At 67.3% G+C, this 14,649-nt stretch carries 7 protein-coding genes; 5 read left to right on the top strand and 2 right to left on the bottom strand.

What is annotated here, in order from left to right; genetic code table 11:
- Positions 1-11: 11 nt before the first annotated feature.
- From J1N50_RS15515 to J1N50_RS15495, 5 genes are all read left to right on the top strand, one after another.
- The gene (locus J1N50_RS15515) at positions 12-7,922 is read left to right on the top strand and encodes a hypothetical protein (protein ID WP_215355326.1); all 7,911 of its coding nucleotides are present in this window, start codon (positions 12-14) and stop codon (positions 7,920-7,922) included.
- A gap of 46 nt (positions 7,923-7,968) precedes the next feature.
- On the top strand, positions 7,969-9,462 hold the full coding sequence (gene cysS, locus J1N50_RS15510) for a cysteine--tRNA ligase (RefSeq protein ID WP_215355324.1): 1,494 nt from the start codon (positions 7,969-7,971) through the stop codon (positions 9,460-9,462).
- 137 nt (positions 9,463-9,599) lie between these two features.
- Positions 9,600-10,046, top strand: coding sequence for an endonuclease domain-containing protein (locus J1N50_RS15505; protein ID WP_215355322.1), 447 nt, complete (start codon positions 9,600-9,602; stop codon positions 10,044-10,046).
- Entirely contained in the window at positions 10,043-10,987 is a 945-nt protein-coding gene (locus J1N50_RS15500; protein WP_215355320.1) for a D-2-hydroxyacid dehydrogenase, read from the top strand. Before J1N50_RS15505 ends, J1N50_RS15500 begins: the two co-directional genes overlap by 4 nt.
- A 76-nt stretch (positions 10,988-11,063) precedes the next feature.
- A complete protein-coding gene (locus tag J1N50_RS15495) occupies positions 11,064-11,822 on the top strand; it encodes a haloacid dehalogenase type II (RefSeq protein WP_215355318.1) in 759 nt (252 codons plus the stop codon).
- Here J1N50_RS15495 and J1N50_RS15490 read toward each other — a convergent pair.
- Both J1N50_RS15490 and J1N50_RS15485 read right to left on the bottom strand, forming a co-directional pair.
- Entirely contained in the window at positions 11,819-12,667 is an 849-nt protein-coding gene (locus J1N50_RS15490; RefSeq protein WP_215355316.1) for a phosphodiesterase, read from the bottom strand. The two genes, J1N50_RS15495 and J1N50_RS15490, sit on opposite strands and share 4 nt — an antisense overlap.
- A gap of 40 nt (positions 12,668-12,707) precedes the next feature.
- Entirely contained in the window at positions 12,708-14,645 is a 1,938-nt protein-coding gene (locus J1N50_RS15485) for a cytochrome c3 family protein (RefSeq protein ID WP_215355314.1), read from the bottom strand.
- Positions 14,646-14,649 lie beyond the last annotated feature (4 nt).

The following is a 14,649-nucleotide window of genomic DNA, read 5'->3' as shown; positions in this document are numbered from 1 at the left end:
GGACGACCGCCATGCGTGCCCACCCCGCCCCCTCGCCCGCCCGCAAGGGGAAACGGCGCCTGCTCGAGAGCTGCGCGATCACCGCCGGGCTGGTCGCCCTGGCCTATGGCGGCCCCGCGATGGCGCAGGGCGTGGTCGGGACGGGGGTTATCACGACCGGCGGCGCAGGCGGCTCGATCACCGATTCCGCGAACAAGACGACGGTCACGATCACCACCAACGAAGCGATCGTCAACTGGACCCCTTCGGGCACGCCGACCGACGGCGTCATCGACTTCCTGCCGGTCGGCAATACGTTGGAATTCCGCGGCGGGCTTGGCGGCTACACGGTCCTCAACCGCTTCGTTTCGGGCTCGGGCACGTCGATCAGCGACACCATCGCGCTCAGCGGCACGGTGCAGAGCTTTCGCACCGCGGCGGGTGTCCCCGACACGCAAGGCGGCAACATCTGGTTCTACAATGCGGGCGGCATCCTGATCAACTCGCGCGCGGCGATCAACGTCGGCAGTCTCGTGCTGACCACCAACGACATCGACACGACCGGTGGCCTCGCCCCCGGCGGCACGATCCGCTTCCGCGGCGCGCCGAACAGCAATGCGACGGTGACGGTGGCGAACAACGCCTTCATCGGCGCCGACAACGGCGTCGCGGGCGGCAGCTATGTCGCGCTCGTCGCGCCGCGCGTCGTCCAGAACGGCATCGTCAACGTCAACGGATCGGCCGCCTATGTCGCGGCGGAAGTCGCGGATATCACGATCAACGCCGCCAACGGCCTGTTCGACATCAACGTGACCACCGGCGCGAACGGCGGCAATGTCATCACCCACGGCGGCATCACGACCGGCCCCGAACAGACGGGCGCGCTCGCGCACCGCATCTATATGGTGGCGATTCCCAAAAATGACGCCGTCACGATGCTGGTGTCGGGACAGGTCGGCTATAACGACGCATCGTCGGCGACGGTCTCGAACGGTTCGATCGTCCTGTCCGCGGGCTATAATGTCACTGCGGGCGCAATGAACGAGACGCCGGCCAACAACACCGCGGCCAATATCTCGGTCAATGACATCGTCTTCCTGAGCGACGTCACCGCGCACGCCAGCAACGACTTCCTCGGCCAGCCGCTCGGCGTGGTGCCGACAGGCGGCCCCTTCACCGTTCCCCCGCCGGCATGGCAGGGCCGTTTCTCGATCCAAGGCAACGGCACGTTCGTCGGCGAGAACAGCGCGACGCTGACCATCAACGCGGGACGGCAGAGCATCGTCACCGGCGACTTGCTGGTGCAGGCGAACGGCACCGCCGCCGGGCCCGGAAGCGCCACGATCACCGTCGACGGCGGTGGCCTGGTGGCGCTAGGAAACATCAGCCTGCTGGCAACCGGCGCCCCGGACGGCACGACAGGATTCGGCCAGGGCGGCACCGCGACGCTCAATGTCCTGAATGGCGGCCAGATGGGCGCCGGGCTGGACCTCACGGTTGCCGCCGACGGCTTCGGCGGGTTCGACGATGGCGGCGAAGGCGGCACCGGCGCCGGCGGGACGGCGGCGATCAATGTTTCGGGGACCGGCAGCCTGCTGATCGGCGACACCATCTCCGCCAGCGCCGATGGTTTGGGCGGCGCTCTCGCCCTCGACGCCGTCACCGGCAATGCGATCGTCGCCGACAATGGCGGCGACGGCATCGGGGGCAATGCGGCGATCAGCGTCAGCGGCGGTGCGCAGGTCACGGCGACCGTCGGGGTCGTCGCAAGCGCCGCCGGTCGGGGCCGCGTCGGGCTCGACCAATCGGGCAACGGCACCGGCGGCGATGCGCGGATCCAGGTGACGGGTGCGGGCACCACCTTCACCGCGCCGCAGACGACGGTCAATGCCGCGGGTGTCGGCGGCGGCTCGATTTCCGATCCGGTCTATGGAACGGTGCTGTCGGCCAATGGCGGCGATGGCGTCGGGAACGCGGCGCTGCTCACCTTCGGGACCGATAGCGGCTCCTCGGTCAGCGTCGGCGCGGTTTCGGTGAATGCGTCGGGGACGGGCGGCGGCGCCAATGGCGACGGTTCGGCCGGCGGCAACGCCGTCGGCGGCGACGTGCTGGTCGAAGCCAATGGCGGCGGCACGGTTGCGCTGAGCCAGCTCAGCATCGACGCCAGCGCCAACAGCGGCGGCGCGTCGAGCGCCAGCAGCGGGGGCAACACCGCGCGCTCGGGCGACGCGCAGGGCGGGACCGCCTTGCTCCGGACGAGCAACGTCTCGACCCTCGCGGTCAGCACGGGGCTTTCGATCAACGTCAGCGGGCGCGCCGTCTCCAGCGAGAATGTCGGCAGCGGGACCGGCGGCGGCGTCAATCTGTCGGCGATCGAGAACAGCACGATTTCCGTCGGCGACACGATCGACGTCACGGCGTTCGGCGGCAGCGAGAGCAGCGCCGTCCCGGTTGTCGCCGGCAGCGGCACGGGTGGTACGATCGATCTTCTCGCCGATCTCGGCGGCACCATCTCCGCCAGCAACTACAGCCTCGACGCAAGGGCGTCGGTGGTCAACGTCAGCGGCACGAATGGGCCGGCGCAGGGCGGTTTCATCACGATGACCGCACTCAACGGCGGCCTCATCGGGGCGACGAACGACGGCGTCGACCAGCTCAACGTCAGCGCGCAGACGGGCGTCAGCACCGCGGGCAGCTCGGCGACGGGCGGCAGCATCACAATCTTCGCCAACGAAGCTGACATGCAATTCTCGAATCCCGTTTTCTCCGCCAGCGGGGTTTCGGGCGGCGCGACCGACCCCAACGCCACCGGCGTGGTCGGGATCGGCGGGCTCATCCAGATCGGCACCGGCTTCGATCCTGCGCATGGCATCGACCTCGGCAGCGGCCTCAGCGCGGACGCCGACGGCCGAACCTCGGTCGACGTCGAAGCCTCCCCCGGCCTGCCGCGCGACACGTCGGGCGACGGCCAGGGCGGCACGATCGACGTCCAGGTCAGCGGCGGCAGCCTGACCGGCGGCGGCCTCTTCCTCACCGCAAACGGCTATGGCGGCGCCAGCGGCAGTAACAGCACCGGCCGTGGCGGCGCCGTCACCTTCACGCAGATCGGCGGCGATACGGCGCTCGGCGACGTGACCCTCAACGCCGACGGCATTGGCGGCGACTTCGCCGGACCCGCGGGCGGGGGCGTGTCGGGCGACGGGATCGGCGGCGACACATCCTTGGAGATCAGCGGCGGCACCTTCACCGCTTCGGACGTCAGCCTGTCGGCATCGGGCCAAGGCGGGCGCGGTTTCGACGGCGACGATTTCGACTTCCTGAACCCGACGGCGGCGGGAGACGGCGGCAACGGCCAGGGGGGCGAAGCCGGTATCACCATCTCCGACACCGCAATTGTCAACACCACCGTCCTTGCCGCCTATGCAAGCGGCAGGGGCGGCGACGGCGGCGATTATCGCACGGTCGGCAGTGTGCCGGGTAACGGCGGAAACGCCGGCTTCGGCAGCGGCGGCAACGCGACGATCCGCCTGAACGGCGGCGAGCTTGCCAGCGACGCCGTGACCGTCGACGCCAGCGGTTTCGGCGGCGCAGGCGGCAGCGCCTTCCTGTCGAGCAGTTCCGGCCCCTCGACAAGCGTCGGCACCGGCGGCCGCGGCGGCGATGCCTTCGGCGGTTTCGCGACGATCGGCCTCGGTCCGACGCTGGTCAACATCACCGAAAGCATCACCACCTATTCAACGGCGTCGGGGGGCGTCGGCGGATCGGGAACCAGCGGCGGCGGCGGCGGCAATGCGTCGGGCGGCGTCGCGCAGGTGCTGGTCGACGATTTCGACGCCGGCGAACTGTCGATCGCGCTCGATGGCTCGGCAACCGGCGGCAACGGCGGTATCGGCTACGACGGTGCGGGGGGCAACGGCGGCTCGGCGCGCGGCGGCACCATGATGGTCGAGGCGCGCGGACCGAACGGCAATGTCGTCGTCTCGCAGTCCAATTTCGTCTCCGTCGCGACCGGCGGCACCGGCGGATCGGCCTTCACCGACTTTTTCTCAACCCCCGAAGTCGCCGGCAGGGGCGGCGACGGAGGCGAAGGCATCGGCGGCGAGATCAGTATCGTCGCGACCGATGGCGGCACGGTCGGCCTCGGTATCGGCCGCTCCGGCGGCGGGACGCTGAGCAGCGTCGGCAACGGTGGCGACGGCGGCCGCGGCGCCGACAATCCGAACACGATCAGGCAACCCGGCCCCGACGGGATGCTGTTCACGGCGGACGACACCTTTCTCGGCCTGACCGGCGGGGACGGCGGGTTCGGCGGAGCAGGCACCGGCGGCACGGTAACGCTGCTCGCGCGCGGCGGCACGATCACGTCGGATGGCGCGCCGGTCGACATCTCGGTCTCCGGCATCTCGGGCAATGGCGGCGACGGCGGGGTCGGCTCGGGCGGCACCGGTTCGTGCTGCACCAGCTTCGTCGATCTCGGCGGCCGTGTTGTCTTCCGGTCGGAATCGACCGAGGCCGGCGCGGGCCAGATCACGCTCGGCGACACCACTATCGCGGCCAACGGCTTCATCGCGGGCCGGATCGAGCTGCGCAGTTCGAGCAGCATCTCGCTCGCCAGCCTCGATGCGAATGCGGCGGGCTTCGCGCAGCCGACCAACAACGACACCGATCTGTCGGCCTATGGCGTCTTCTTCGCGGCGAATGGCGGGTCGATCGAGGTTGCGGACGACCTGACCGTCCAGACCGGCGGGTCGTTCGGCGCCTATGCGCAAGGCGGCGGACAGGTGCGCGCCGGCGACCTGTTCCAGATCAATGCCGCAGACCAGGTCGATATCCGTCACGACATGCGCGGTGCGTCCGAGGAACGGACGCTGTTCGCGGGCGGCGATCTGTCGATCACGGCGGGCACCACGATCCGCGGCGCAACGGGTTCGCTGCTGGCTGCAAGCGGCGTCGTCACGCTGACGGCGCTGGGGACCACCGGGCGCATCGGCGTCGACCATGTGGAAGGCGGCACGGTCGTCATGTCCAGCACCGGCGCGACCAGCGTCGAACATGCCGAAGCCGACGATGATTTCACCGCGAGCGCAGGCAGTTTCCGCACCGGGCTCAATTCGATCATCACCGGCGGCGACATTTCGATCACCTCGCCGGGCGCGGTCGACCTCGGCAATTCGAGCGCCGGCGGGTTCGTCTCGGTAACGGGCGAGTCGATCGTCTTTACCAACATCGATGCGGGCGAGACGGTCGACCTCACCGCGATCGGCGCCGTGGCGGGCGCCGAGGGAATTCGCGGCGGCTCGATCGACGCGGGCGACACGATCACACTGTTCGGCAACAGCATCGCGCTCGGCGGCGACGTCACCGGCACCGGTTCCTTCTTCGCCTTCGGGACGGACGGCAATGTGGCGGTCAACCGGGCCGATGTCGACGGCACCATCTCGATCTTCGCAGACGGCGACCTCACCGGCAATTACGCAGCGGGCGGCGACGTTCTTCTGAATGCGAATGGCGACGTCACCGTATCGGCGAGCGCGGCGGGGACCTATATCGACCCGAACGGGATCGGGACGAACGGCAACGTCTATATCGACGCGGCGGGCGATGTCACGCTGACCGGCGGGGCGGCGGCGCGGATGCTCGGCATCAATGCGGGCGGATCCGCCAGCGTCGGGGCCGCCAGTGCGGGCGAAGACGTCCTCGTCGTCGCGGGCGCGACCGCGTCGCTGAACGATGTCAGCGCGGGCGACGACGTCAACGTTCGCGCGCCCGGCGCCATCACTGCCGTCAACGTCCGCACGACGGGCACCGGCCCCGATAACGCATTCCTGAACTATACGCCCCCCGCCTCCTCGGGTTTTGGCGGCTTCACGATCACGGTGGGCGAAGGCAGCTCGGCGACCGACGGATCGGATATCGTCCTGTCGTCGGGCAGCGGTATCGACGCGACGACCCTGTCGGCGGGTGACGACATCATCGCGCTCGCCAGCGGAACCATCCGCCTCAGCGATGCGACGACGCTCGGTCTCGGCGTCACGGCCGGCGGCAGCAACATTCGCACCCAGGGCGGCGACACCAGTGTGACCGGGCTCGATGCCTTCGACGACGTGCTGATCGACGCAGCGGGCGCGGCGAGCGCCGATGGCGTGGTCAATGCGGGCCGCGACATCGCGATCAATGCCGACAGCATCGGGATCGCCGAATTGAGCGAAACCAACGGGACGCCCGTACCGACCCTGGCAGCCGATGGAACGATCAGCCTTGCATCGGCGAACGCGATCGAGGGAGGCAGCCTGCTCGCGCAGGGCGACGTCAATCTGGACGCCGGAACATTCGTCGACCTCATCGGCACGGCCAGCGGCGGGAATACCGTCATTTCGGCTGCGGAAGACCTCTCGGTCCGCCGGCTGGATAGCATCGGCACAACGACGCTGCTCGCCACCGGCGGCGCGATCGACATCGGCGCGCTGGTGTCGGCGGGAGAGATTGATGCGCAGGGCGACACGATCAACGTCGCGGGCGGCGGCGACATGATCTTCGCCAATCTGGTCACCGATGTCGGCGACGCATCGGTGGTCTCCGGCGGCGACCTCTTCGTCCAGAACGGCAGCATCGCGGGCCGCGCCACCCTTCGCAGCACCGGCGAACGGGTGGGCGTCGACGCGCTCACCGCCGACAGCGCTTCGATCGAGGCAACCGGCGGGTTCGTCACGCTGAACAGCGTCTCGGTCACCGACGACCTCACAGCCACCGCCCGCGGATCGCTGCTGATCAGCGGCATCGTAACCGGCCGCAGCATTTCGCTGGGGTCGAGCGACATCACGATAGACACCGCGGCGCGCGTCGGCACGGCCGGCACGACCGAAGCGCTGTCGGTCATGAACACCGACGACCAGCGGCAAACCTTCGTCGGCGGCACCGGCACCCGCAATGGCTATCATATCGACGCCGCGGAACTGACGCGCCTGTTCGGTTCCGATATCGTCATTTTTGCGCCCGAAGTCGGGGCGGTAAGCCAGCAATCGGTCGGGAGCAGCGCGCCGCCCGACGTGATCGTGGACAGCTTCACGCTCGCCGGCGGCGCCGCGGGGTCCAACCTTGGTGCGGGCGGGTCGCTGACGATCCGCACGCCGGGCAAGATGCGGGTTACAGGCAACGTCCAACTGACCGGGCTTTCGGATACGAACGCGCTCAACCTGTTCGCCGACGAAGCGCTGGAAGTCATCCTCGGCCAGGGCACCGTCCGGTTGCTGGGCGCCAACAACGCGCCGGGCGGACAGCTGAACATGGCATCGGAGGATATCATCGTCGCAACGACCGCAGCGATCGCCGACGTCGCCAACGCAAGCTCGATGGCGGCGATCAACACCCGTCTCGGCCAGAACGACGGCGTCACGATCGACGAAGGGGCGCTCTTTGCGCGTGGAATCCGTTTCAACGTGATCGGCGGCGTCTATGTCCAGAACAGCGGTACGGGCACCGACTTCGGCCTGCGCCGCGGCCTGACCTTCGGCGCGGGCGGGCTCGACGTCCTGACCGAAGGGCCTTCGTCGCGGATCGTGCTCAACGGCGTGCAGCTCGGGGCGAGCGGACAGGTCACCGGCCTCGACACGCTCCAGTTCCTGACGGTAGCGGGCGCGCCCGCGAATAGCGCGACGGGCAGCTACGATCCCGAATCGACGCTGAACGGCTGCTTCATCTCGAACGTCGCATCCTGCACGACCGTCCGCATCGATTTCGACAATAATTTCCCGGTCCAGGACGTGATCGAGGACGAGATCGGCGACGGCAGCGAGGATGAGGGCGACGGCACCAGCCTGCCGACCGCGCTCATCACGATGCGCGATCTCGACCCGCTCTCGGGCGAGCCGCTGCTCGACGATCCGGTGACGGGCGCGGGCAACGACGATCTGTGGACGCCGACGACCGATACCCAGCAGCCGTAAGCCTTTCGGTTGACGAATTGCCTCGGGGCAAGGCATGGGCGGCGGCATGACCGACGCCCCTGCCCCTGCCTCCGGCGCACCGCTCAAGCTGTTCAACAGCCTGACGCGCCAACTGGAAGAATTCCAGCCCGTCCACCCGGGTGAGGCGCGCGTCTATTCGTGCGGCCCGACGGTCTATAATTACCCGCATATCGGCAACATGCGCGCCTATGTCTTCGCCGACACGCTGGGGCGGACCCTGTCGTACAAGGGATACAAGCTGACCCACGTCATCAACATCACCGACGTCGGGCACCTGACCGACGACGCCGATGCGGGCGAGGACAAGCTGGAAAAGGCCGCGGCCGAACGCGCACAGTCGATCTGGGACATCGCGCGCCACTATACCGAGGCCTATTGGGCCGATGTGAAGGCGCTCAATATCCGCCAGCCGGCGCACTGGTCGATCGCCACCGACTATGTGCCGCAAATGATCGAGTTCGCCAAAGCGATCGCGGGCAAGCATTGCTACGAGCTGGAGAGCGGCCTCTATTTCGATACGACAACCGTCAGCAATTACGGCCGCCTCGCGCGCCACGGCACCGATGAGGGCGAAAGCCGTATCGACCCGGTCGAAGGCAAACGCCACCCCGCCGACTTCGCGATCTGGCGCAAGACGCCGCCCGGCGAGACGCGCCAGATGGAATGGGATTCGCCGTGGGGGCGCGGCGCTCCCGGCTGGCACCTCGAATGTTCGGTGATGTCGGAGGCGCTGCTCGGCTTTCCCTTCGACATCCACACCGGCGGCATCGACCACCGCGAAATCCACCACCCGAACGAGATCGCGCAGAACCAGGCGCATAGCTGCACCGACGCGAGCGGCGCGCGCATCTGGATGCACAATAATTTCCTGATCGAGCGCTCCGGCAAGATGTCGAAGTCGAGCGGCGAATTCCTGCGCCTGCAACTGCTGATCGACAAGGGCTACCACCCCCTCGCCTACCGCCTGATGTGCCTGCAGGCGCATTACCGCAGCGAGCTGGAGTTTTCGTGGGAGGGGCTGGGTGCGGCGCTGACGCGGTTGAAACGATTAAGTTTGGCCGTTGGAAACGCGCAAATGAGGATGCACGTTCAAGCGCCCGATGGGGGTCCGATGCCGGATGAGCAAGTGATGATTGACTCCCACGTCCAGCAGTTTCTTGCCCGCTTCGATGCAGCGATCAGCAATGACTTGAACACAGCGACTGCGCTCGTTTCTCTCGAAGAACTTCTCGGCAACAAGAAACTCGATCCTCGCCAGGTTGTTCGTGCTGCCCACAAGATGGACGAAGTGCTTGGCCTGGAACTCTTCTGGGGTTCGGCTCAGCGGGTCCTTCGTATCCGCCCTAAAACTGCCGTCATCACCGAAGCCGAAATCGAAACCATCCTCACCCGCCGCAAAGAGGCGCGCGCCGCCAAGGACTTCGCAACGTCCGACAAGCTCCGCGACGAACTCATCGCGGCGGGCGTCGAGGTAATGGACGGCGACCCGCTCGGCTGGGACTGGCGGCTGGAGACGTAGCCCGCCCCTCGGTCAGCGCTTCACCGCTGCCGCACATTGCAAGTTGTTAGGAAGGATCGTTAATAGCCAATCCTCCCCATCGACTTGCGATGGGGAGGGGGACCGCCCGCGAAGCGGGTGGTGGAGGGGCAACAACGATGCGTCCTGATAAACCGGCAAGATCGGCGCGCCGCGCCAGACGCTTGCGGCATATTCTGACACTTCCGGAAGCAATGCTTTGGCAGCTCCTCCGCACCTCGCCGAACGGCCATAAATTCCGCAAGCAACATCCCGCCGGCCCCTACATCCTCGATTTCTTTTGCGCCCGCGCCAATCTCGCGGTCGAAATTGACGGCATTGCGCACGATATGGGCGACAATCCCTCGCACGACGAACAACGCGACGCATGGCTTTGTGCAAATCGCATCGACGCGCTCCGCATCAGCGCGCGCGACGCGCTGGACAGCGCCGAAACAGTCGCTCAATCTGTTGTCGACATCGTCGAAAGCCGTCTGAAGGCATTCGGCAAAGCCCCTCCGTCATCGCTTCGCGATGCCACCTCCCCATCGCAAGTCGATGGGGAGGATCAGAAGGATCGTTTATGACCAAAACCGTCACCGTCCTGTCCGGCCTCATCCGCCCCCTCGTCGAAAGCCACCTCCCCGACTGGGTCGAGCCGCGCTTCTTCATGTCGAAAGACGAAGCGATGAGCCTCGCGCCCGAGGCCGAAATCGGCTGGTTCGACATGTACGACAAGAAGGACATGGCCGCGGTCATCGGCGCCGCGACGAACCTCAAATGGCTGAACTCGATTTATGCCGGGGTCGACGGGATGCCGCTCGACCTGCTCCGCGAACGCGGCACCGTGGTCACCAACGGCGCCGGGATCAACGCCATCACCATCGCCGAATATGTCGTCATGGGGATGCTGACGGTCGCCAAGGGATATCGCGAGGTCGTCCGTGCGCAGGACCGGCGCGAATGGCTGATGGACTCGCCCGGCAAGGTCGAACTGTTCGGGTCGAAAGCGCTGCTGCTCGGCTATGGCGCGATCGGCAAACTGGTCGAGGAGCGCTTGAAAGCCTTTGCCGTCGACGTGACCGTCGTGCGCCGCTCGCCCGGCCCGAACACGCTGGGGCCGGACCAGTGGCGCGCGCGGCTCGGCGATTTCGACTGGGTCATTCTCGCCGTCCCCGCCACGCCGGAGACCGATGGCATGATCGGCAGCGCCGAGCTTGCGGCGATGAAGCCCACCGCGACCCTCGTCAACATCGCACGCGGCAGCGTGGTCGATCAGGACGCGCTGGTCGCGGCGCTCGACACGCAGCAGATCGCCGCCGCCTTCCTCGACGTCACCACGCCCGAACCTTTGCCCGACAGCGATCCGCTGTGGAGCCTCGACAACGCCCATATCACCATGCATCTGTCGGGCCGCGCACAGGACAAGATGTTCATGCGCTCGGCGCAGCGCTTCCTCGAGAATCTCGATCGCTGGAAACGGGGCGAGGCCGTCGAACCGCGCGTCGACCTGGCGCTGGGCTACTGATCGCGATCACCTGTCACCTTTCCGATCCCGACTGCGAACGGGAAGCAGAGCGCTTCCCGCTTTGCAGAGGATATTCATGGATAATTCGATCGATCGCCGCTGGCTCCTGGTCGGCGCTGCGGCCTCTTCGCTGATCGCCCCCCTCCCCGCGCGCGCCGCACCGGCCCCGATCCGCGCCATCGGCTTCGACGGCTTCCCGATCTTCGATCCCCGCAGCGTCGCCGCACGCGCCAGGGCGATCGTCGGCGACAAGGGCGAAATGCTGGCGGCGCAATGGGCGACGAAATTATTCGGCTACAGCTGGCTCGAAACCGCGGCGGGCCGATATCAGGACTTCGGCGCCCTCGCCGACGCATCGTTGCGCCATGTCGCGGCAGCGCTCCGGATTCCGCTGGGCGAGACCCAGCGCGCCGCCCTTGTCGCAGCCTATGGCGAGCTCGAGATCTGGCCCGACGTGCGCCCCGCCCTCGAAAAACTTCGCACCGCCGGCATCCGTCTGGCGTTCGTTTCGAACCTGGGCGCCGATACGCTCACCGCGAATATGCGGCGCAACGACATTGCGCATTATTTCGACCCCCCGCTCAGCACCGACCGGGTCCGCGCTTTCAAACCGTCGCCCAAAGCCTATGCGATGGCGGTCGATGCATGGGGATTGCCCCGCGCCGAGATCGGCTTCGCGGCGTTCGGGGGCTGGGACGCGGTCGGCGCGACGTGGTTCGGATATCGCACCGCATGGGTCAACCGCCTGGACGTGCCGGCCGAAACGCTGGATGTCGCCCCGGCCATCACCTCACGCGGGATCGACGGTGTCCTTGCCCTCGCCGGGGTCGCCTAACCCGGCCGTTCGGCCTTGAGCTCGCGCACCAGCGGCTGCAGCCGCTCGTCATATTTGGCGAGCATCGTGTGCGCCCCGGCATGGTCGTAGAAACTGACGAGTTCGCGCCCGTTCCAGCGATGCAGCGCATAGGCGGGATCCTCGGCGACGATCATCGGGCGGTCGTCGGGATGATTCTCGTCGATCGGCCGGAGATCGAGCGACACTTGCGGCGCGGTCGACGAACAGATCGCGACGGTGCGCCCCGCCCACGCCACCGTGACGCTGCGGTGGAGATGGCCGCAAATCAGCCCGCGCACCTGCGGGTGGCGCTGGACAACTTCGGTGAAGACCGCGACCCACGGCTCGTCAGGGTGCGTGTTCATCCACTCGATCCCGCTTTCGACCGGCGGGTGGTGCATGACGATATAGGTCGGCTTGCCGCGATCCTTCGCCAGTTCGGCATCGAGCCACGCCGCACGCGCTTCGCAGAAGGCGCCGCCGTGGCGCCCTTCCTCGAGCGTGTCGACGGTGACGAGGCGCAGTTCGGGCAGGTCGATCACATATTGGACGAAGCCGTTGCCGTCGCCGAAACCGGGGAACTGGGCATGAAAATTGTCGCGCAGGTCATGATTGCCGACGCTCGGCCAGACCGGGAACGGGCAGCGCGAAAAGGCGGTGGCGAGCCGGCGGTAGCTGTCGGAATCGCCGCGGTCGGTGATGTCGCCCGTCGCCAGCAACAGGTCGGGACGATTCGGCCCCTCGATCAGCACGTCGAGCACGTCGTCGAGCCGCTTGCGGTTATATTCCGCCGGATTGTCGGGATCGAACCCGATATGGATATCGGTGATCTGCGCGATCAGCATATCCGCCCCCTGCTCCCACCGGTCGTCCCCGGACCCAATCCTAGCCGCCCCGCCTTGCCCCGTGCAGGGCGGGTGTGCGCCACGTCACATCATAGAGCCCCCGCTCCGCCGAGCCTGTGACCATGCTCACACCATAGGTAGCGCGAAGAGGTTTATTTGTGATTGCCGCGCTGTTTACCTTCCGCTGACGCGCCGGCATCCACGGTTTGCCGCCGTCCGAGTGATATTCGTGGCACATCGCGCAAGGCGATTCGGTCGCCGTTTCGACCTTCACCAGCCGCGCGCCGCCCTCGCCGACATGGCAGTCGCGGCACTGGCGCAGGCCGGGTATGAGCAAGTCGGTCGACGCCTTCGATCCCCGCGCCGCCGTATGGCAGTCGGCGCAATCGGTCTCCTTGTGCGCATCATGGTCGAACCAGCCCTTGGACAGGAAACGCGGCGTCTGGTCGACCGCCATCACGCGCCAGCCGGTCCCGGCCTGCGGCGCGAAGATGGTGTGGCAGTCGTAACAGGCCCCACCCTTCGAAAAGACCGCCCGCACCGCATCCTCGGCGCGGTTCGGACGCACCGCAACCTCGCGGAAATAGATGTTATAGACCTGCCCTTCGGCATAGTTTCCGGGGCGTCGGCGCTCCATCCCGCCAAGCTGGAGCGGCCGCGTCGGCGGTGTCGAGCGATAATAGGCCATCAGGTCGGCGACGACCTGATCGGGCTCGCCGTGACGCAGCGTGCGCGTCACGCCCCCGACGGTCTCGAACGCGAGGCTATGGCACATCGCACAGTCGCGCTCCATCTCGACCGGCTTGACCCGTACGCCGTCGGATTCGACGCGGTGGCAATTTTCGCATTCGAGCTTGTTGCCGAAGTCGTACCGGCCGCGGAAACTCGCCGCCATCCGCGCGACGCCGCCGGTCGCCTGCAAATGCAGGTCGTGCGGGAATTTGAGGCCGTCATAATCGACGAGCGCGCCCTTGCCCGGCATCGCGCGCATCGGCTTCGCGCCCGGCGACGGCCGCACGAGCGGGCGGAATTCGGGATGGATGGTGCCGAAATCGGCGGCATCGGCGACCGTCGGCTTGAAGCCCGCATCGATCAGCCGCGCCGACATGCCGTCGTGGCAATCGGCGCAGAATTTCTGCGGCGTCGCGGGCATCGGCCCCGCCCCTTCATGTTCGGTATGGCAACCGACACAGCGCCCCTGCGGCTTGTTGAAGGTTTTCGCAAAGCCCGCAAGGATACGCTCGCCAACCCCCGGCGGGTGGCGCGCCGCCAGCAGCATCGCGGTCGGCGCATTGGCATGCGCCATGCTCATCGCCTTGTGCTCGCCGGTGTGGCAGCCGACGCACGCCTTGTCGGTCACCGCGACGAAGGGCTCGACGTGGCACGACTGGCAGTCGTTCTTAAGGCTCTTGTGCGCGCTCGACAGCGGCCCCGAGAGCCAAGCCTGGTCGGCATGATAGCCCTGCGGGCGCTCGTCGACATTCCTGAAGCTGCTCCATGCCCAGATCGGGCCGATCAGGAAAGCCAGCAGAACAAGGACGCCGAACACCCACGCGCCCATGCGCTTGCCGGGCATCACGCCCGCAAGCGAGAAGGCCTTTGCCTCGTCGACATCCTTCGACGATTGCGACAGTTCGTCGATGCGCTCGACGAGCAGGATGATCTTCTCATCCTCGCGCGCGATCGTCAGCCGGTGTCCGCCGAAGCGCAGCTCGGCGCCCGCGGCGCTGTCGATGTCGGCGGCGTCGACCGTGCGGCCGTTGAAGTCGAACCCCAGCCCTTCGCTCGCCTGCACGCGAACATGGCGGCCGTCGGCGCTGGTGATCGTCGCATGATGCGGGTTCACTGCCAGATCGGCGATGTGGATGACATTGCTGCCCTCGCGGCCGAGAGTGATGGCATCGCCCGGCAACGGTTGGTCGCGGACGATCTGCTTGCCCGTCTTGGTCGTCGAGATCCGGCGCAGGATGAAGCTCATCGTC

The sequence above is a fragment of the Sphingopyxis soli genome (assembly GCF_018682675.1).
Lineage (GTDB): Bacteria > Pseudomonadota > Alphaproteobacteria > Sphingomonadales > Sphingomonadaceae > Sphingopyxis > Sphingopyxis soli.
Note: the sequence above shows the minus strand (reverse complement) of the source record. Positions and strands in the feature narration are given on the sequence as shown.

What these genes read in the sequence shown, in the direction of transcription:
- J1N50_RS15515 (WP_215355326.1), top strand. Translation starts at nt 12, where the DNA reads ATGCGTGCCCACCCCGCCCCCTCGCCCGCCCGCAAGGGGAAACGGCGC.
- cysS (WP_215355324.1), top strand. Translation starts at nt 7,969, where the DNA reads ATGACCGACGCCCCTGCCCCTGCCTCCGGCGCACCGCTCAAGCTGTTC.
- J1N50_RS15505 (WP_215355322.1), top strand. Translation starts at nt 9,600, where the DNA reads ATGCGTCCTGATAAACCGGCAAGATCGGCGCGCCGCGCCAGACGCTTG.
- J1N50_RS15500 (WP_215355320.1), top strand. Translation starts at nt 10,043, where the DNA reads ATGACCAAAACCGTCACCGTCCTGTCCGGCCTCATCCGCCCCCTCGTC.
- J1N50_RS15495 (WP_215355318.1), top strand. Translation starts at nt 11,064, where the DNA reads ATGGATAATTCGATCGATCGCCGCTGGCTCCTGGTCGGCGCTGCGGCC.
- J1N50_RS15490 (WP_215355316.1), bottom strand. Translation starts at nt 12,667, where the DNA reads ATGCTGATCGCGCAGATCACCGATATCCATATCGGGTTCGATCCCGAC.
- J1N50_RS15485 (WP_215355314.1), bottom strand. Translation starts at nt 14,645, where the DNA reads ATGAGCTTCATCCTGCGCCGGATCTCGACGACCAAGACGGGCAAGCAG.